Annotated in this window: 20 protein-coding genes and 2 pseudogenes; all 22 read left to right on the top strand. The window is 70.6% G+C overall.

From position 1 onward, the window contains the following. The first annotated feature begins 182 nt into the window (after nt 1–182). The 22 genes and pseudogenes from ABT112_RS11715 (at nt 183) to ABT112_RS11610 (ending at nt 18,300) form a co-directional block, all read left to right on the top strand. Complete coding sequence (locus tag ABT112_RS11715; protein ID WP_351508208.1) at nt 183–1,655, top strand: SCO6880 family protein; 1,473 nt, start codon at nt 183–185, stop codon at nt 1,653–1,655. 33 nt (nt 1,656–1,688) lie between these two features. After that, the gene (locus ABT112_RS11710) at nt 1,689–2,141 is read left to right on the top strand and encodes a DUF6238 family protein (RefSeq protein WP_351508205.1); all 453 of its coding nucleotides are present in this window, start codon (nt 1,689–1,691) and stop codon (nt 2,139–2,141) included. Between the two features lie 27 nt (nt 2,142–2,168). Continuing rightward, nucleotides 2,169–3,674, top strand: a complete 1,506-nt coding sequence (locus ABT112_RS11705) for a putative type IV secretion/conjugal transfer ATPase (protein WP_351508203.1) — start codon at nt 2,169–2,171, stop codon at nt 3,672–3,674. Nucleotides 3,675–4,258: 584 nt separating this feature from the next. Continuing rightward, a complete protein-coding gene (locus ABT112_RS11700; protein WP_351508216.1) occupies nt 4,259–4,894 on the top strand; it encodes a hypothetical protein in 636 nt (211 codons plus the stop codon). A 135-nt stretch (nt 4,895–5,029) separates the two neighbouring features. After that, complete coding sequence (locus ABT112_RS11695) at nt 5,030–5,611, top strand: hypothetical protein (RefSeq protein WP_351508201.1); 582 nt, start codon at nt 5,030–5,032, stop codon at nt 5,609–5,611. Between the two features lie 97 nt (nt 5,612–5,708). Further along, nucleotides 5,709–6,479 carry a hypothetical protein gene (locus ABT112_RS11690; protein WP_351508199.1) on the top strand — a complete coding sequence of 257 codons (771 nt, stop codon included), beginning with the start codon at nt 5,709–5,711 and terminating at the stop codon, nt 6,477–6,479. A gap of 159 nt (nt 6,480–6,638) precedes the next feature. Continuing rightward, nucleotides 6,639–7,148: a hypothetical protein gene (locus tag ABT112_RS11685; RefSeq protein ID WP_351508197.1), complete on the top strand. Its 510-nt coding sequence runs from the start codon at nt 6,639–6,641 to the stop codon at nt 7,146–7,148. A gap of 117 nt (nt 7,149–7,265) precedes the next feature. Then, nucleotides 7,266–8,543 carry a hypothetical protein gene (locus ABT112_RS11680; RefSeq protein ID WP_351508195.1) on the top strand — a complete coding sequence of 426 codons (1,278 nt, stop codon included), beginning with the start codon at nt 7,266–7,268 and terminating at the stop codon, nt 8,541–8,543. A 94-nt stretch (nt 8,544–8,637) separates the two neighbouring features. Then, nucleotides 8,638–8,802 carry a hypothetical protein gene (locus ABT112_RS11675; RefSeq protein ID WP_351508193.1) on the top strand — a complete coding sequence of 55 codons (165 nt, stop codon included), beginning with the start codon at nt 8,638–8,640 and terminating at the stop codon, nt 8,800–8,802. 127 nt (nt 8,803–8,929) lie between these two features. Continuing rightward, nucleotides 8,930–9,604 (top strand): hypothetical protein, encoded by a 675-nt coding sequence (locus tag ABT112_RS11670; protein WP_351508191.1) that lies wholly within the window; start codon nt 8,930–8,932, stop codon nt 9,602–9,604. Between the two features lie 108 nt (nt 9,605–9,712). After that, nucleotides 9,713–11,501 (top strand): annotated as a pseudogene (locus tag ABT112_RS11665) (type IV secretory system conjugative DNA transfer family protein). Beyond that, on the top strand, nt 11,498–11,728 hold the full coding sequence (locus tag ABT112_RS11660) for a hypothetical protein (RefSeq protein ID WP_351508189.1): 231 nt from the start codon (nt 11,498–11,500) through the stop codon (nt 11,726–11,728). The pseudogene ABT112_RS11665 and the gene ABT112_RS11660 overlap by 4 nt, the downstream one beginning before the upstream one ends. Continuing rightward, entirely contained in the window at nt 11,725–12,894 is a 1,170-nt protein-coding gene (locus tag ABT112_RS11655) for a DnaB-like helicase N-terminal domain-containing protein (protein WP_351508187.1), read from the top strand. Before ABT112_RS11660 ends, ABT112_RS11655 begins: the two co-directional genes overlap by 4 nt. Before the next feature lie 45 nt (nt 12,895–12,939). Continuing rightward, the gene (locus tag ABT112_RS11650) at nt 12,940–13,521 is read left to right on the top strand and encodes a hypothetical protein (protein WP_351508185.1); all 582 of its coding nucleotides are present in this window, start codon (nt 12,940–12,942) and stop codon (nt 13,519–13,521) included. Nucleotide 13,522: 1 nt separating this feature from the next. Then, nucleotides 13,523–13,705: pseudogene (locus tag ABT112_RS11645) on the top strand (DNA cytosine methyltransferase); the annotation flags it as partial. A 115-nt stretch (nt 13,706–13,820) separates the two neighbouring features. Then, nucleotides 13,821–14,720 (top strand): DNA cytosine methyltransferase, encoded by a 900-nt coding sequence (locus ABT112_RS11640; protein ID WP_351508214.1) that lies wholly within the window; start codon nt 13,821–13,823, stop codon nt 14,718–14,720. A gap of 93 nt (nt 14,721–14,813) precedes the next feature. Then, nucleotides 14,814–15,413: a DUF4913 domain-containing protein gene (locus ABT112_RS11635; RefSeq protein WP_351508183.1), complete on the top strand. Its 600-nt coding sequence runs from the start codon at nt 14,814–14,816 to the stop codon at nt 15,411–15,413. Continuing rightward, on the top strand, nt 15,410–16,174 hold the full coding sequence (locus ABT112_RS11630) for a glycosyl hydrolase (RefSeq protein ID WP_351508181.1): 765 nt from the start codon (nt 15,410–15,412) through the stop codon (nt 16,172–16,174). Before ABT112_RS11635 ends, ABT112_RS11630 begins: the two co-directional genes overlap by 4 nt. Beyond that, on the top strand, nt 16,171–16,647 hold the full coding sequence (locus tag ABT112_RS11625) for a hypothetical protein (RefSeq protein ID WP_351508179.1): 477 nt from the start codon (nt 16,171–16,173) through the stop codon (nt 16,645–16,647). The genes ABT112_RS11630 and ABT112_RS11625 overlap by 4 nt, the downstream gene beginning before the upstream one ends. Then, nucleotides 16,644–17,312, top strand: a complete 669-nt coding sequence (locus tag ABT112_RS11620) for a hypothetical protein (protein WP_351508178.1) — start codon at nt 16,644–16,646, stop codon at nt 17,310–17,312. The genes ABT112_RS11625 and ABT112_RS11620 overlap by 4 nt, the downstream gene beginning before the upstream one ends. Beyond that, entirely contained in the window at nt 17,309–17,734 is a 426-nt protein-coding gene (locus ABT112_RS11615) for a hypothetical protein (protein ID WP_351508176.1), read from the top strand. The genes ABT112_RS11620 and ABT112_RS11615 overlap by 4 nt, the downstream gene beginning before the upstream one ends. A gap of 23 nt (nt 17,735–17,757) precedes the next feature. Further along, nucleotides 17,758–18,300 carry a hypothetical protein gene (locus ABT112_RS11610; RefSeq protein WP_351508174.1) on the top strand — a complete coding sequence of 181 codons (543 nt, stop codon included), beginning with the start codon at nt 17,758–17,760 and terminating at the stop codon, nt 18,298–18,300. The last annotated feature ends 8 nt before the right edge of the window (nt 18,301–18,308 follow it).

The raw sequence follows: 18,308 nt of genomic DNA, 5'->3' as shown, positions 1-18,308 counted from the left end.
CGCCGTCCCGCTGCCGCGCCGGCTCACCGCATGGGAGCTGGAGCGGCTCCGGGCCCGCCTTCCGCTCACCCACCTCGCCCCCGCGCCCAGCACCACCGATCACCAGAAACGGAGCCCCTCCATGACCTCCAGAAGAGCGCCGCGCGCCCCGCCCCCGCCCGCTCCCACCGTCTGGAACCACCATGTCCAACAAGCCCCAGGCCGAAGCCACCACGGCCAGCGTGAAATTTCCGCACCGCTCGCGGCGCGGCATCCTGCTCGGCCTGACCGCCTCGCAACTGATCGTCGTCAGCCTCACCGGCCTTCTCCTGCTCGCCGTGATCCTCACCCGCGGCGTGGTCGGCGCCCTCGAACTCATTCCGGTCTGGGCGGCCATCGCCCTCCTCGTCTTCGTCCGCTACCGAGGCCGCGCCCTGGCCGACTGGGCTCCGATCATCACCCGGTACGTCCTGCGCCGGATGCGGGGCCAGTTGATCTGGCTCACCCGGCCGTCCCGCCGCCCGGTCCGCGAAGGGCTGCTCCACCTGCCCGGCACAGCGGCGAGCCTGCGTGTGGTCACTGCGCCCGACCGCCGATACGGCGCGGTCCACAACCCCCACACCGGCACCCTGACCGCCGTCGTCAAGGTCTCCTCCCGCGCCTACGCGCTGCTCGACCCGGGCACCCAGAACGCCAACGTCAACGGATGGGGACGCGCGCTGGCCGCGCTCGCCCGCACGGGCCAGGTCGCCCGGATCCAGGTGATCGAGCGCACCGTCCCGGACTCTGGTGACGCGCTGCGCCGGTACTGGGAGGAGCACGGCCAGCCCCATGCCCCCGTGGCCGGTGCGATCTACAGCGAGCTGATCCAGAGCGCCGGCCCGGCTGCGGCACCGCACGAGGCTTACGTCGCGGTGTCCCTGGACGCCAAAGCCGCACGGCGGCTGATCAACCAGGCCGGTGGCGGCCTCACCGGGTCCTTCAGCGTCCTGGCGCAACTGACCGCGACCTTCGATCAGGCCGCGCGAACCGCCGGGCTCAACCCCACCGGCTGGCTCACCGCCCGCGAGATCGCGGCCGTCGTGCGAACCGCGTACGACCCCAAGGCCCTTGCACCGCTGGACCGTTGGTCCACCGCAGGACGTCCCGAGGCTGAGCCCGCTGCTGCCGGTCCGGTCGTGGTCGTCGAGAAGGCGGACCACATCATGACCGACTCGGCTGTCCACGCCACGTACTGGGTGGAGAACTGGCCCCGCATTGAAACGTCGGCGGGCTTCCTGCACCAGCTCCTGTTCACCGCCGGGGTCCGGCGCACGCTGTCGCTGTCGTACGAGCCCAAGGGACTGGACGCCGCCCTGCGCGACGTCCAGCGCAAGAAGTCCAGCGTGATAGCCGACGCCGCCGAGCGAGCCCGACGGGGTCAGGTCGACTCCGAGGCGGACTCGATCGAGTACCAGGACATCAAGTCCCGGGAGCGCCAGCTCATCGCGGGCCACGCGGATGTCGCCCTGACCGGCCTGCTGACCATCTCGGCCGACTCCGAGGAGGAACTCCGCTCCGCCTGCGCCGTCCTGGAGACTGCGGCCGTCGGCGCCCAACTCGACCTCCGGCCGCTCACCTGGCAGCAGGCCGAAGCGTTCACCGTCGCCGCCATGCCGCTCGCCCTCGCCGCCTGATGCCGGCCCTCCTTCCCCCCGAAAGAGCACCCCATGTCCCGCACCGCCAGCCCGCCCGCGCAGGACTTCGTGCCCTTCGCCACCGCCGCGCTCGACTTCCACCGCGCGCTCAACATTCCGGGCGGTCCCCTCGTCACCACCCGCGCCGAGCTGGACACCCTGCACGCCCACCTCGTCTCACTGCACGGCCTGCTCGACGCCCACGCCGCCCGCACCGGCCAGCTCGTGCCGGCCGAAGGCGACCAGCTCCGCGCCACCCGCACCCGGATCTGGCAGGCCGCCGACCACGTCCACGCCGCGTACCACGCGGCACCCCGCCCGGACGCCGGCGAGGTGCCCGAGCGCGAGGCGTGCCAGGCGGGCCTGCCCGAGGGGGCGCCAGAGCTGACCATCTGCCAGCGCCACCAACGCACCGCGCACCTGGTGCGCCGCCGCACCACCCCGGCCGACCTGCACTCGCCGTTCACCGGTCTCGTCCGCCGCTGACCCCGCCTTCCTTCTGGAGAAACGTTCATGCCCCGCACCCGCGCCAGCGCCTCCCACCTGTTCGTCCCCCGCAAGGCATCACGCGCCGAGCAGCGAGCCGCCCGCGCCGGTTTCGCCGAGGCCCGCCGCCAAGCCCGCCTCGCAGGAGCCCCGCCGAAGCACCGCGCCGAGGAGCACCTCGACCCGGAACTGCGTCCGACCTACCCGCCGTCCGGACGTCCCGGTTCCTCCTCGGCTCGGGGCGGCAAGCTCAGCCTCCCCGCCCACCGCATGACCACAGCCACTGTCAGCGGCGCCTATCCGTTTCTCGCGGAGGGCGGCCTGGGCGCCGAAGGGATCTTCATCGGACGGGACGTGCACGCGGAGGCGGCGTTCTGCTACGACCCGTTCTCGCTGTACAGCAGCGGGCGGATCGAGGGTTTCACGAATCCGAACGCCGTCCTGGCCGGGATCATCGGCATGGGCAAGTCCGCGCTGGCCAAGTCGATAGCCACCCGGGCGATTGCCCATGGCTACCGGGTCTACGTTCCCTGCGACCCCAAGGGGGAGTGGACGGCCGTCGCTCAGGCCCTCGGCGGCTACAGCATCGCGCTCGGGCCGGGGCTCCCGGGTCGGCTGAACCCGCTGGATGCTCCGGCCCGGCCCGCTTCGGTGAGCGAGGGCGACTGGTCGACCGAGGTTCGAAAGCGCCGCCTCCTTCTCCTGGCGGGCCTGGCGCGCACCGTACTGAAGCGCGATCTCCTGCCGATGGAGCACACCGCCCTGGACCTCGCTCTCGACCTGGTCGTCGCCGAGGCCGACGCCAGCGGCACGGTGCCGCTGCTCGGCGAGATCGCGCACGCCCTCGGCTCGCCCGAGCGCCTCGACCGAGCCCTCGGCGACCAGGCCGGACACATGGGGCCCGGCGCACAGGACCTCGCGCACGCCCTTCGCCGACTGGTGCACGGCGACCTGAGCGGCATGTTCGACGCCCCCTCGACGGTGGCCTTCGACCCGACCACCCCGATGCTGTCCATCGACCTCTCCCGCCTCGGCGGGTCCGGTGACGACACCGCCTTGGTGCTCGCGATGACCTGCGCTTCCGCGTGGATGGAGTCAGCCCTCGCCGACCCGGACGGCGGCAGGCGCTGGGTGATCTACGACGAGGCGTGGCGGGTGATGCGGCACGTCGGCCTGCTGGAGCGCATGCAGTCGCAGTGGAAGCTCTCTCGCGGGCTTGGCATCGCGAACCTGATGGTCATCCACCGCCTCAGCGACCTGCTCAGCGCAGGCGATGCCGGCTCGCGCGGCCGAGTGCTGGCCGAGGGTCTGCTGGCCGACTGCTCCACCCGCATCATCTACCGGCAGGAACCCGACCAGCTCGCTGCTGCCGCTTCCCTGCTCGGCCTGACCGGCGTCGAGACCCAGGCCGTGTCCGCCCTGACCAAGGGCCGGGGCCTGTGGAAGGTCGCGGGTCGGAGCTTCATCACCCAGCACATCCTGCACCCCGCCGAGCGAGAGCTGTTCGACACCGACGCCCGAATGTCGGCCTAGCTCAACTAGCCGACACTTAAACGGAGTTGAACCATGCCGTCAACCGTACCGCGACCAGATGACCGAGTCCACGGGGGAGGTGCCTCCTCGCGCCTGAGTCCGCGCACCGCGGCACCGGCTAGCGACTGGATCGACCGCCTCGCCGCCGCCCGTCCCAAAGAGTTCGCCGAGCTGTTCCACGAGGCGCTCACGGACGACTTCGGCGCGGTGGCCCGGCTGCACCAGATGCTCGAAACCGCCTCGGAATGGTGCCGCACCCACGGAGCCCGGGGCAGCGCCTCCGAGTTGGACGCCCTGACCGGCCGCCTGACCGATCTCGGCGAGGAGCTGTACCTCGTGGGGGAGGGCCTGGGTCACGAGATCCACTTCCGCTCGCACCGAGCGGCAGCAGCGGCTCGTGTCTCCCCGGTCGTGTCAGGCAGTGGGCCTTCCGTTTGCCAGCAGAACCGGGTTGCTGCTCCCATTCCACCTTCCGCCATCCGCTCACTGCCGCGTTCGCGGTGAGCAGAGGCACAAGAACAGGATCCATCGTGCCCGAATCTCCCGCTCCCCATGAAGACCAGCCAGCGTCGGCCACCGATCACCTGGCGTGGCGGCAGCATGTCCCCGCGCTGGATTCTGCCGCCGCCGGCATCAGGCAGGCGTCCGACGCCTGGGATGCAATCTCGGACTCCTTCTGCGGAACCGACAACTGGCCCGTCGACGAGAAGGGCTATGCGGACGGCAAAGTGAAACGTGACGCCGAAGCGTGGAAACACGTCGAGGTCTTCCTCGCCCACGGCCCCGAGGTACTGGCCGGTGTCCGCGCCGCCGCCAGCGGTGCCGACTACGTCGAGGGGCCGATCAGCGAGGACCTTCGGCGGCTACGCGGAATCGACACCACCCTGGAACGAGCAGGCCAGATCCGGCACGAGTGGGATCAGGTCATGGCGCTCATGGACGCCTGCCTCCCCGGCTCGCTGGAGATCTACGCGAGCGAGGCGCAGGAGATCCGCAACTCCGAAGGCTGGCACTACGCGGACGAGTTGTCCTTCCAAGGCCCGGCGCTCGCTCGGGCTGGCGACTACTTGGCCAGCCGGGAAGACCCAGACCAACCTTCGCAGGCCCAACGTGCCCATGCGGCCCTCGCTCGGTCCACATCAGGCAACCGCGGGGCCCCACCCGCTTCGCCACCTGCACCGCCCGTATCGAATCCGGCGGCCCCGCGTCGTTCCCGCTGACGCCTCTAGCACCGAATCTCGGCGGTACCAAACCGGCCAGTCGTCGGATCCTCATGGAACGCCGCTATCCCCATCGCCCCAGCACCTGCGGCTCGCGTCGTCGGCTGCTGGGGCACTCCGCCATGGAGAAGCCCCATGCACCCCGACCAGTCCTTGGTCTCCCTCCGACGGGAGGTCACAGCCGTCACCGCACGCACCAGCACTCCTCTTCCTCTGCACTCCACTGCCAGCGCCCCGGAACGGGAGCACGGGTACGGACACCTCACCGTTCCCCTTCGGCAGCGTGACCTGGAGTGCACCGTCGAGTACGGCCTCAGCGACTTCATCGTCCACGTTGCGCTCCCTGACGGTAGTTCGTTGATCATCTCGCCACCCCAGGAGCCGTCGACCGACCATCCACCCGGACATCCCGAGAGCTGGCTGGTGACCCGCGGGCATCCCGACGACTCCACAGTCCACGAAGTGATCTACGACTCGGAGCCCAACGGTCCCCACGCCCGGCACGGCGGCAGTGTCCCGAAGCTGCTCGCCGCCGTCGACGCGCGTCTTGATCAGCTCGACGTGCCTCCACGGCCGGGATCTGCCTCGGCGCGCGTGACTGCTGCTCTCGCGCTCTCGCCGACCGCTCAGCGCACGAGCCCAGCACCACTGCCAGCGGCTTCGGCCGTGCGCCCCGCGCTGCCGCCCGCCCGTCCCCCGTCCGTACCCGGTCGCTGACCGTTTCCCGCCTCGGAGTGCGCCATGCCCCGCACCAGCAGAACCATCCCGGCCCTCGACCGACTCTGCCCCCGAGCTTGCACCGGATGGATCAGCCATGCCCACCCACTACGACTCGCTTCCCGACATCGCCGTCGGCCGCCACCCCGACTACGGCATCGTCGCTGCGAACCCGAAACAACTTGCCGCCAGCACCTGGATGTTGAAGGGCTTCGACTTTCACCCGATCCCGGATCAGCCGACGCTGTACGCACTGGCCGACCAGCAGCGTGACGGACAGGGCCGCGCCACCCGGGCAGTCGCACTGCTACGCAAGGCCGGCTACCAGGTCGACGTCGATACCGCGTTCGACCCCTCGCTGGCCTCCGGTGCGGCTCCCACCCCTAACCGGCCCCCGCGCATAGATCCCGACGTCGCGTTCGCCGAACATCCGCGGCTCGGCATCGTCGCGGCCACCAGCGACCATTCCTCCGCGCTCGGCGGCCGACTCATCCTGGAGGAACACGGCTGGCGGCTGAACCCGGACCTGGATATCTACACGCTGCCCATCGCCGCCGACCGCAGCGAGGCACTGGAGAAGGTCGCCAGCGCCACGGTGTCGATGCACCGATCCGATCTCCAGGTGGCGGTGCAACCCCGTCTCGCCCAGGACGTAGCAGCGCGCCGCCCTCCTGCACCCGCGACGGCCGCGCGCCACGAGCGCAATCAGGGCATCACCACGCACAAGTTCCCCGTGAGCGCCGCCGCGCTCGCCGCCAGCCCAGCCCGCGCCGGCCTCCCAGGCAAGGCGCCGGTCCCCGCTCCCGCCGCCTCCGCTCCTGCGGCCCGGCCGGTCGACCCGCGCATCGCGTTCTCCCGCAGTCGCTGAGTGGTGGATCGACCAGCGCTCCTCCGAACCCGACGACCTCGCCGAGCTGCTCCAAGCAGCCGCCGAAGCCGATCGGCCGACCGAGAACCCCCACTTCTGACCGCCCGGTGCCCCGCCGAGGCGGGGCACCGACTCCCCTGTCAAGGACCTTGATACCCCATGCCCGAGTACCCCCTGCGCTGCGATGTGCGGCGCACCGAGAGCACCACAGACCTCCTCGGCCGCCTCCACCGCAGCGAGCCAGGCTTCGCCCCCTACCTGCTCACCGCCTGGTCCCCGGAGCTGACCGCCCAAGAGACCGTCGTCCTGCCGCACCTGGCACTGCTGCTCGATGAACCGGTCGCGCTACGGAAGCCGCGGACCGGTCACACCGCGTCGCGGCGGCTCACCTGGCACTGCGCCATCCGAAACACCACCGGCGTGGAACTCGACGACGACGACTGGTTCGAGCTGACGCGCGAGGTCCTCGACGCCACGGGCATAGAGCCGGAAGCCGACCCGGCGGCCTGCCGGTGGGCGGCCATGCGCAACCAGGCCAACGGGCTCGACATCGTCGCGACCGTCATCCGCCAGGACGGCCGCTGGGCCCGCCTGCACAACGACGCCTACTTCGCCCGCGCCGCCTGTGCGAACTTCACCTACGACCACGGCCTCGACGCCCCGGGGTGAGCGGCGGCGTCTACCAGTGATCTCCGGCCGCGCCAAATCGCGGATCCTGCGGATCCTCTCTCCCTGACAGCCCGAAGACCGGGCTCCTCTTCACCACTCCCCTTCGAGGTAGACGCCGTGATCGCCCACCTGCAGCGCGCCAGCAACACCGCCGGCCTGCTCTCGTACCTGTACGGGCCGGGCGAACGCGGTAACCACACCAGTCCCCGGCTGATCGCGGGCGACGGCCACGGAGCCCCGATCGACCTGCTCGCCGAGTCTGGCTCGCTGCCGTACTTGGCCCGTGCCCTCGACGCTCCCGTCGAACGCCTCGGGGCCCGCGCACCCGAACGGCCGGTATGGATCTGCTCGGTCCGCTCCGACCCTCGCCGACCGGACCTCACCGCCGCCCAGTGGGCCACGGTCGCCCGCCGCCTCGTGGCCGTCACCGGCATCGCCCCAGAAGGCGATCCGGACGCCTGCCGGTGGATCGCCCTGCGCAACCAGCCCCGGCAGGTGCACGTCGTGGCCACCCTCGCTCGTGAGGACGGCAGCCTCCACAACGCCTACCGCGACGCCTTCCGCCTCCAAACCGAGTGCCACCGCCTCGCCGCCGAGCTGGGCCATCTGCCCATCGCTCCATACCCGACACCCCGCGCCCAGGAGACCCACGTGCCTGCCCCCTCCATCACCATCACCGCCGAGCCCAGCGGCAGCGTTTCGGCGAAGGGCGCCAGCGACGACCTTTCCGCCACGCTCCTCAAGCACGCCGGCTTCCAGCAGATCGAGGACTGGTACGGCCGACGCCATCGCCTGCCCACCACGACCCCGGCCGTTGATCGCGCGGCCATCGCCACCTATGCAGCCGAAATGCTTCGTGCCGCTCGCTACGGAGTCGACCTCGCCCCCTCCCTCGACTCCGGCCGCACGGCCACCCCGGCAAACCCGCTCGGGCCCTACACCGCCGGAGCGGAACTCCTTCGACTCACCGACCAGATCAGGTCTGCCGAGAACGGTGAGGGCCTTCGGCGGGCGGTCGACCACCTCCTTCATCCCGAACACGGGGCACTGGAGCGTGTCCGGGAAGCGCTGGAAGCGGCAGGCGAGCAGATCACAGACCTCGACGACGAGGCGTACCAGCTCGCCGACCGGTTCGGCTTCGCTGCCGAGTTCGTCAGCTCAGCGCAGTCGGAACTCTGGGATTCAGAGGCCGAGTTGAGCCGTCTCGGCCGCGCGCAGCAGCCCCAGGCCGAGACGCGAACGCACTCTCCGAGGCTCCCCGACCCCCGAAGCGCCGCTCTCGCCACATCGCCCGCAGCGGCTAAGGCCAAGGTCTCCTCGACCTTCGGTGCTGGGGCATCGGACGCCAGCGCGGCCGTACTTCCGTCGCAGGCCGCTGGCCCTCGGACGCGGTGACCCAGATGATCTCTTCCATCCCCCGGCCACCGGCGTCCTCTCCGCCCGAAGTCTGGCCGTCGCCCCTGGTCCGCAGTACCCGCGGCTGTATCAGGTGACCTGGCTCCGAGACGTCGGCGAGCGCGTCGTACGGCCGCCGGCGGACAACCTCGACACCAGCCGGGTCGGCTTCCTCATCGTCACCGCCGACAGCTCCGAAGCGGCCCAGGACTCTCTCTCGTGTCTCGCCGAAGCTCTGACACTGTCGGTCACCCCGTGAGCCTTCCACCGCCCTCCGCCGCCACAAGACCGGCATGGGGGCCTGCGTCCGTCCATCCGGGTGGGGAGCACGTCGGCCTCGTGCCCCCACCCGGCTCGGAAGTCCAGCACATGATCGAGGAGTAACCGTGCCCGAGTTCTACCCGAGCATCGGCGAGGCCGTCGGCGCTGCGATGCAGCACAACATCCGGCTCGCCCATGGCAGCGAAACACCGGACCTCGACAAGCCGCTGCAGGTCCGCCACCTGCCCCATCCGTCCTCCGACCCGTACTCCGTCCCCGGGATGATCGCCCGGCTCACCGAGACCGCGACGCCCAACGAGGTCGCCGGAATCATCGAAGAGGTCAACGGTGCACTGGTCGGCGCTCTCCCACAGCTGACCGAACTCGTCGCCGCTGCCGCCGACTGGACCCGCGTCCGTCTGACGTTCGACAACCCGAACCACAACCCCGCCTTCGAGACCTGGACGCGGCTGGCCGCCGCCCACGGCATGCTCCTGGACGTCCAAGAGCAGTTGGAGATGGCCGAGGACGGGATCGCCGCGTGCCCAGCCGAACTCTCCGATCCCAGGCACCACGAGATGGTCAACGTCCTGCGAACCAGGGAGCTGCTCAGCGATGTCCTCGGCGCTGGTCCGGTCGCCCCGGCCCCGCCGACCGCCGACGGCACTGCGGAAACGAATCGGCAGCGTGCTGCCCGTACCTCCTCGCCGAAGGCTGCCGCCCAGCGCACGCCGTCCCCGGCCAGCTCCGCAGACGCGGCGCCGAGCACTCCGCCGCCCCGAGCCCCTCGCACCCGATAGGCGCGACCGCCGACTCCCTTCCTGAACAGGAGCTTCCTCGATGACCAGCAGAAGAGCGCCGCGTGCCCCGCCCCCATCACTCGCCTGCGCTCAATTCCAGGACCCACCATGCCCGCACCGCGGACCAGCGCGCCCTCGACCACCACCGGGTCGGACGCGCTCCTCTACCTCCTCTTCGGCATACTCGGCATCGCGCTCGCCTTCGGTTCGCTGGCCTGGCTGAGCGGCGGTCTCACCAACTCCCTCTATGGGAAGGGGGCTTGGCCTCCGTTCAGGGCCACTGACGCACTGCTTCATCCCGATGTGCTGTGGCCGAACCTGAGCCCCACCGCCCTGCTGGTCAGCGCGCGGATCATCCCCGGCCTGCTGTCCGTCTGCCTCACCGTCCTCGGCCTGGTGCTGTGGATGCGGTTGCGCGGCGGCCCGAAGAACGGCCTCGCCCGGAAGGCCGACCTCGCTCCGCTGCTGGACAAGGAGATCACCGCCAAGGCCAGGAGCCTGCGGCCGTCCTTGAGCGGCCGGGAGTGTAAAAGAGGTCGCCCCTGCTGACCGCGGCATCCTTCTCGGCACCCTCTCTCCGGGACGGGCCAATGTCCGCGCGTCCTGGGAGGACGTGATCGTCGCGATCATGGCTCCGCGAAGCGGTAAAACCTCCGGACTCGCGATCCCCGCGATTCTCGCGGCGCCCGGCCCGGTCCTGCTCACCAGTAACAAGGCCGCGAACGACGCCTTCACCGCGACCGTGGACGCTCGCGCCGAGGTCGGCACGATCTGGACCCTCGACCCCCAGCAGATCGCCCACCACCCGCGCGAGATGTGGTGGGACATCCTGGCCGACGCCCGTGACCTGACCGGGGCGAAACGTTTGGCTGGCCACTTCGTCGCCGCCAGCGTGGACGAGTCGAACGGCTCCGACTTCTGGTCCACCGCCGCGAGCAACACGCTCGGCGCGCTGTTCCTCGCTGCCGCCAGCCACCGGCGCCCGATCACCGATGTCCTGGCCTGGCTCGCCTCCCCCGCCGACCGGACCCCGGTCGACCTGCTCACCGATGCCGGCCACGACGCGGTCGCCGCCCAGCTCCAGGGCACTGTCTCCGGCGCGACCGAGACCCGCGACGGCATCTATGAGACCGCGCGGCAGTACGCGAGCTGCCTGCTCGACCCGGACGTCGCAGCCTGGGTCACGCCCGCCAAAGACCTCCCCGAGTTCAAGCCCTTCGCCTTCGCCACGTCCCGCGACACCTTGTACCTCCTGAGCAAGGACGGCGGAGGCAGCGCGAGCGCGATCATCGCCGCAGCGGCCGACGCCATGATGCGCGCGGCCGTGGTCGTCGCCGAGCGCTCCGGCGGACGGCTGGATCCCCCCGCGCTGTGCGTGCTCGACGAGGCCGCGAATGTGTGCAAGATCAGCGATCTCCCGGACCTGTACAGCCACTTGGGTAGTCGAGGCGTCATCCCGATGACGATCTTGCAGTCCTACCGGCAGGGCCAGCGGTGCTGGGGCGAGGCCGGCATGGACGCGCTCTGGTCTGCGGCCACCGTCAAGATCATCGGTTCGGGCATCGACGACGCGGACTTCGCCGACCGGCTCAGCAGGCAGGTCGGTGACCACGACGTGCAGACCACCTCGGTGTCGACCAGCGACGGCGGCAAGTCCACCTCGGTGAGCATGCGGACCGAGCGGATCCTGCCGCCCGATGCGATCCGTGCCCTGCCTAAGGGCAAGGCACTGCTTCTGGCCACCGGAATCCGGGTTGCCATGCTCGATCTCCGGCCTTGGTACAAGGAGCCGTCCGCGAACGTGGTCGGCCCGGCTTCGGCCCGTGCGACGAAGGCGATCACCGAACGGGCCATCGCGAAGACCCACGGCCGTGACGACTTCGGGTTGTCGGCATGAGCGCCCCCACGCCGCGCCCCGGGCGGTTCGTACGCTCGCCGGTCGTTCTGCGCGACGGGCAGTGGTGGTTGGTCAGCGGGGCCGGCTCGATACTCGCCTCCGATCCCACGTTCACCAGCACGCTGGACTGCTTCGCCCAGGCGATGGTCGCTGCCGACCAGGCGGTCGCCGACCTCCGCGCCCGGGAGAGCGAACCTCCCGCTTCTGATGCAAGGGGGCAGCGATGAACCCGCTGCTGGGCGCGGAGCAGGCGGTGCTCGGTTCCGTGCTGCTCGACCCAGGTCAGCTCTCACACCTTGACTGGCTCGCGCCGGATCACTTCTACCGGCCGGTCCACCAGGCGCTGTTCGCCGCGTTGCGCAAGCTCCGGGACGACCGCCACCCCGCGTTGACCGAAGAGTCGGTACCGCTGTCATGGGTGACCGATGCGGTCGACGAGGCCAGCACCCACGTACGGGGACTGACCGCGGTGTACGCCCACACCCTGATCTCGGCCTGCCCGCGTCCCACGCACGCTCCGGTGTACGGCCGCATGGTGCTGGAGGGCGCGATCCATCGCAGCATCACGGAACACGCCATCCGCCTTCACCAGGCGGCTCGGGCCGACGCCCTCCAGGGCGAAGTCGAGGGAGCCCTGCATTACGCGGACGTCCTTACCAGCGTGCTCAGCGATCTCGCACACCGGTGGGGTACCGAACCGCGCCCGGTCGCGCCCGCCGCTCCGCCGGCCACCGGCCCGGTCGCGCCACCGCCGGTTCGGGCCGACCAGGTCGCCGAGGACGAGCGGTTCCTTCTAGCCGTCCTCGCTGAGCAGCCGAAGGCCATGGACGAGGTAGTCGGCCGGCTGCGGCCTGGCGACTTCGCCGACCCCGCCCACGGGCAGCTCTACCGCTGCCTCGGCGCGCTGCACCACCGGGGTGAACCCATCGATCGGATCACGCTGCTCTGGGAGGCCCAGCGGCGCGGCCTGCTGGCCGACGGAACGCTGTCCAGCGATCAGCTCGCCGCCATCTGCGACGGCGTGGGTCCAGGCAGCGCCGAATGGCTCGGCGAGCTAGTGATGCGCTCGTCGGTCACCCGCACGGCGGCAACCTCTGCACGTGCGATCCGAGCCTTGGCGGAGAACGAGGCTCTGGCCCCCGGGCGGCTCATCAATCACGCCTTGCACGCGCTCGGTCCACTCGATGAGGTGCGGGCCCGCTGGCAGGCGGCGAACGGCCGCCCCGCACCCACGCCGCCGGCCCCAGCTCCTTCGCCAACCGGGCCGCCCCCTGCGCAGGTGCACGCGGCGCTCGCCCGCAGCACGCCGCACCCAGTCTCGCCATCCTCAGCCCGTCCTGGCTCTGCCCCCAGCCCGGCCGCCGTGCGACCGCCCTCTCGCGGACGCGGCTGACCCCTCCCCCTTTCCGTCGCTCGTCCTCATCCCTTGGGAATCACCGTGAACAACACCCCCATCTCCGACGCCTTGGCCCTGCGTGCCACGGCCTCGGCTTTCGATGCCCAGCGCGGCAAGCTCCCGGCCCCCGGAGACGTCCACCGCTCGCCGGACAGCGTCACCGTCGCCAGGCAGATCTCCGAACTCGGCGCGCTGATAAGCGGTTTGGGTGACGAAGTCCTCTTCCGTGTCGTCGACCACGACCAGGAGGCCCACAGTGCGCGGGTTATCACCAGCTTCGCCGCCGCCGTAGAACCTGCCGGCGAGGCGGCATCCGCTCTCGGAGCCGTGGCCCACCAGCTCTCGTTCCTGAACCAGACCGAGCACCTGCGCGACCAACCCGATGCCCGGGACGCTCGGGAGGCTGCGGCGCGGGTGACGGATGACGCGCTCGCCACGGCGGACACGGCCCTACGCGAAGCCGCCGATTCCCTTCACGCCGCGTCGGCGACGGTTTCGCCTCCGTCCGCGCGGCTGCAGGCAGCCCGGGGCCGGTCCACGACCGCGGCTCCTGCATTCGCTTCACCTCCGCCTACTGTCCCGGGAGCAGCAGCTCCTGCGGACCGGATCGCTCGGGGTCGGTGACATGCAGACCACCGTCGCGTGCCCTCCGCTGATCGGCTCGCTCTGCTCGGGGTATGGCGGGCTGGACCTCGGCGTCCAGTCCGCGCTCGGCGGGACGCTGGCCTGGCACGCGGAGGTCGATCCGAACGCCTCGCGCATCCTGGCCCGCCACTGGCCCGGTGTCCCGAACCTGGGCGATATCACGTCCGTCGGCTGGTCCGCCGTGCCCCGGGTGTGCGTCCTGACGGCGGGCTTCCCCTGTCAAAGACGTCTCGGTTGCCGGCCGTCGGGCCGGACTCAACGCCCAGACCCGCTCCGGGCTGTGGCTGCACGTCGCCCGTGCGGTCGAAGCCCTCCGACCTTGCCTGGTTGTGATCGAGAATGTGCGCGGCCTCCTCACCTCCCCCGCCGGTTCCCCTGGCGACGTGGAATTCTGCCCGTGGTGTCTGGGAGACACCCCAGGTCAGCCTCCTCTGCGGGCACTCGGTGCCGTACTCGGATCCCTGGCCGACCTCCGGTACGACGCGAAGTGGCTCGTGCTTCGCGCCTCCGATATCGGAGCCCCGCACCGGCGCGAGCGCACTTTCCTCGTCGCCTGGCCCGCCGAACACGCTGTTCAAGACGCCGACCAGCAACATCGCGAAGAACGGCGGCTCGCAACACCCTTCCAAGAGGAAGAGCGGAGGACACGGCCCGAACCTGGCCGACGAGGTGGAGTGGCTCCTGCCTACTCCGAAGGCGTCGGACGGAATCAAGGGCTCGCCCAACCAGCGCCACGGCAATGGGGACATGACCCTGCCGAGCGCAGCGGCGTCGCTGCTGCCCACCCCGCGGGCCAGCGACACGGGCACGCCGGGACGCCGACCGGGCAAGGGATGGCGCCCTCCACTGTCGGCAGTGGTTCTGCCGCTCTGGACGGAATCGGCTCCGGAATCCGGGGGGCCGACCAGCGATGGGGGGCCTACGCAGCCGCCGTCGCCCGATGGGAGATGCTCACCCGCCCCGCGCCGCCGCCCACCGATACGGCCGGACGCCTTCGTGCCGACTTCGTGGAGTGGATGCAGGGCCTGGAGCCCGGCTGGGTCACCGCCACCCCTGGGCTCGGACGACCGGCTCAACTCACCGCATTGGGCAACGGTGTTGTGCCTCAACAGGCTGCCCGAGCAGTGCAGTTGCTGGCTCCACCCTTCCCGCGCTGCCTTCGCTGCGCGACGGCGTAGCGCCCCACTACCGGGTTTTCCCGGCCGGACCAAATCGCGGTTTCTCCGGATCCTCTTCCTCATGTCGCCGTCTCACAGATGGAGCACGCCCCCATGTCCGACACCAGCACGACCGCCCCCGACCCGGAGCCGTTCCGCCTCCCCGACGGGGACCTCGACGACCTCGCCAGTACCCTCGCCAAGACGATGGCCGAGGTCAGGCAGCACGGCGTCATCCTCGACCGCCTGGGCTCCGAGCCCGCTCCCGCCTCCGCCGAGCTTCCGCTGCCTGACGGCGCTCCGGCCGCCCCGGCAGACTCCGCGCAGGAGGATGGCCCCGCTTCGGCGTTCATCCTCGCCCTGGGCGGTGAGGCGTACGCGATCGAGATCGCCGCGCTCAGCGACTGGGTGAACTACCTCTTCCTCCCGGTGTACGGCCGGGAGATCAGCACCAGCCGCCCGTGGTGCGAGCAGTGGTACGAACACCCCGAGGCAGTCGCCCGTCTCCACGCCCTCTGGCTCGCGTGGCAGCAGCTCACCGACGCCGAGGCCGGCCTGTCCGGTCCTTCGACGTGGCACCGCGACCACCTGGACCAGGCGCTGGTCCACCTCCGCGCTCCCGATGGCCCCTTCGCCGCGTGTACGACGAGCGCGACCCGGCCCAACCATCGCGTGCTGGCCACCCCCGCGCCGCAGTTTGGACTGGTGGCATGAGCGACGAACTCGACTTCGGTCTGGATGGCTTCGAGCCCGCCGACGAGGACTCGGAGTACGCGGAGCAGAGCTTCTGGGCCGGTGACCTCACCGTCCTGACCGAGCACCACACCACCCCCAACGGCTCCCACAGCTTCGTCCTCGCCCACGACTCCTCGGTCACCTGGGGGCCCAGCGAAAATCAAATTCGCGCGATCAAGGTCGCACGAGACCTCAACCAGAACACCTTCACATTCGAGTCGACCTATCACTCCACCAAGTCCTTCGCTCAGAACTGGCTGATCGAACGCGGTTGCCCGCCCGAGCGGATTTCCCAGGTCGGCGACGACTTCATGAATCCCGCCGACGATCACACCACGCGTATCGAGCAGAAGCTCCGTACGTCGGGCGACCGGTACAAGGTCCTCGACAGCCACACCTCGGACTTCGACCCGTGCGAGACATGGACGTTGACCCGCGACTCCGCTGCTGCTCAGGCACCGATTCGTGTCTTCCTCGAAGAGGGAGACTTCGACTCGCACACGTACACAGTGCGCGAGGGTGCCTTCTCCGACGAGGGCGCCGCCCAGCACTGGTTGGACGACCGCAGCACCCCGCTGCCGCAGCCGCCGAAATACCGCGGTGACGCCGCTGCCCTACGGACCCGCGCTGCCCTCACCCGGTCGGCCGGTGCCTCCGCGATAGCGATGGCCGGCCTCGATGTCCAGAGCGCACCGTCGGTAGGCACGGCACAGCGACCGAGCCCTGGGCGGTCGATGTGAGCCGCGCCCGCTTCGCCTTCGCCGCACACCCCGACGCCATCGCGGACCTCCGGGAACTTCCTGACGACATGCGCGACTTGGCTCTGCTGGAGCTGCAGAACCTGGTTCACGGCAGCGATGACTGCCTGCCGTTGAAGGGTCGCCTCGCGGGCTTCCACAAGGTGTACGTCGATCCGTCCGTCTCCTACCGGATGGTCGTCCAGTTCCGCCCGGCTCCTCCAACCTCGCACCACAAGCGCGAGATCTATCTCGTCGCCGCCGGTAGCAGGAAGGACTACGCGGTCTACCGCGCGGCGCACCTGCGCACCGGCCCCCACCAGGACCCCGAGACAGCCTCTGCCTCCGAGGCCCGTGTGCAGGCCGCCCGATCCCGCTCGCCCCGCGCGGTCGACCAGCCGACTGCGGTCCTGGCAACTCCTCCCACAGCAGTCCAACCCGCTGCTGCCGCTCCTCGAAAGGCTCCCCAGCGATGACCGCCGACCGCACCCCCCTGGCCCGTACCGAACTGGCTGACCTCCTCACCGAGGTTGCGCACAGCGTCTCCGGCGTCCTCACTGCCGAGTACCCGACGGCCGCTAGCCGTTCCTACCTGCACCCCGTGCTCGGTGCACTGTCCGCCGGGCCCCGGGTCGTCTGCGAGCTGAGCGACCGGCTCGAAGGCTTCGTGGCCGATGATCCTCTCCCCACCACGCCAGCAGGTCTGTTCACCCTGGCCTCCTACGCCTCGGCGCTGGGATGGCTCACCGAGTCCCTCGCCGAGCTGACCGCCTCGGTCGACCGTATCTGTACGCGCGTCGGCATCCCCACGGAGCCGCCGGACCCGGCCTTCGCCGCACGGGCCAGCGTTGAGCAGAACGGCGAGTTCGACTTTGCCTTCAGCGCCCTGGAGTTGGCGGCGATCCGTACTGCAGCCGAGGCCGCCGGCCTCGCGCCGGTCGATTACGTCGAGGTGCTCTCCGAGTCCCTGCTCGCAGCCTCCCGGATCACCGACGCCTGCATGGAGATCTCTAGCGGCCTGCTCGAAGACGCCGCGTACGTCCTCGGCGAGGCGACCGAGCACGTCTGGATCGGCGACGGGCCCGAGAGCCTGCCCACCCTGGTCCGTTCCCTGCTCGCCCGGATGGAGGCGGCGGAGTGAACCCCCATGACGCAACCGAGCAGGACGATGACTGGGCCATCTCGGGTGACCGCCGCCTCGGGGCCCTCGAAGCCGTCGAGGCCGGCGAACTGCGATTTCACCAGAGCGCGGTCTACGGCGACATCTACCTCTCCGACGGACAGGGCCAGCGCCCCAATCCGGAGGTTGGGCCCGAAACCGTCCAGCGGCTGGTCGTCGACGGACTACTCGTCCAGGACACCAGCGAGGGGCTTTATCGACCCGGCCAGCTCCTGTCGCTCACACCGCAGGGCGAGGGGGCGCTTCGAGACGCCCGTACGGCCACGCCGCGCGTGTCGGCCGCCCTCAGCCGCAGCGGTGCTGCAGCGATCTCCGGCCCCGGCGTCGGCCTGTTCCCCGCACCTGCGACAAGCCCGACCGCCAAGCCGTTCCGTTCCCGCTGATCTCCCTTGAAAGGACACCCCTCATGTCCACCGCGATCTACACCCGCCGCCTGGTCGAGCACCGGTACGGCGGCCCGCTGGAGAAGCTGCAGCGCGGCAACGCCTCCGACCGTTCCGACGACCCTGTCCTGCCCATTCTGCTGCGACGGCTCGACGGGCTCGCCCAGACCGGCGCCGATGCCCAGTCAGCCCGCCGCAACCTCGAAGCGGTCTGGCAGCGACACCGCTCCGGCGAACACGCCCTCGACGATCTCGTGCTGCTGTATGCGACCGAAGTCGTCGACCTCGAACGCCAGGAACAGAGCGAGACGGAGGCGGTCTGGGACCTGCTGGATGTCCGCCTCCTCCTGGACCGCGCTTCCGCTCGGCGGCCATCAGCCCATCGAGTCGCCTCTGCTCCTGACGATCAGGACCTGCTGGACATCGCCCGCGACGTCGCCGCCGGCCTGCACCGCCTCAACCGCGAGGCACTGCGGCGGGGCCTGCGTGAACGCGGCGTCCCCGTCAGCAACCGCCGCCTCGGCGTCGTGCTCCAGAGGCTCCGCGCCGAGAGCCCCTCCCGCTGAGCGCTCGG

Source organism: Streptomyces sp. NPDC002055 (assembly GCF_040296705.1).
GTDB lineage: Bacteria > Actinomycetota > Actinomycetes > Streptomycetales > Streptomycetaceae > Streptomyces.
The sequence above is the reverse complement of the archived record's forward strand: the minus strand, read 5'-3'. Positions and strand labels throughout refer to the sequence as shown.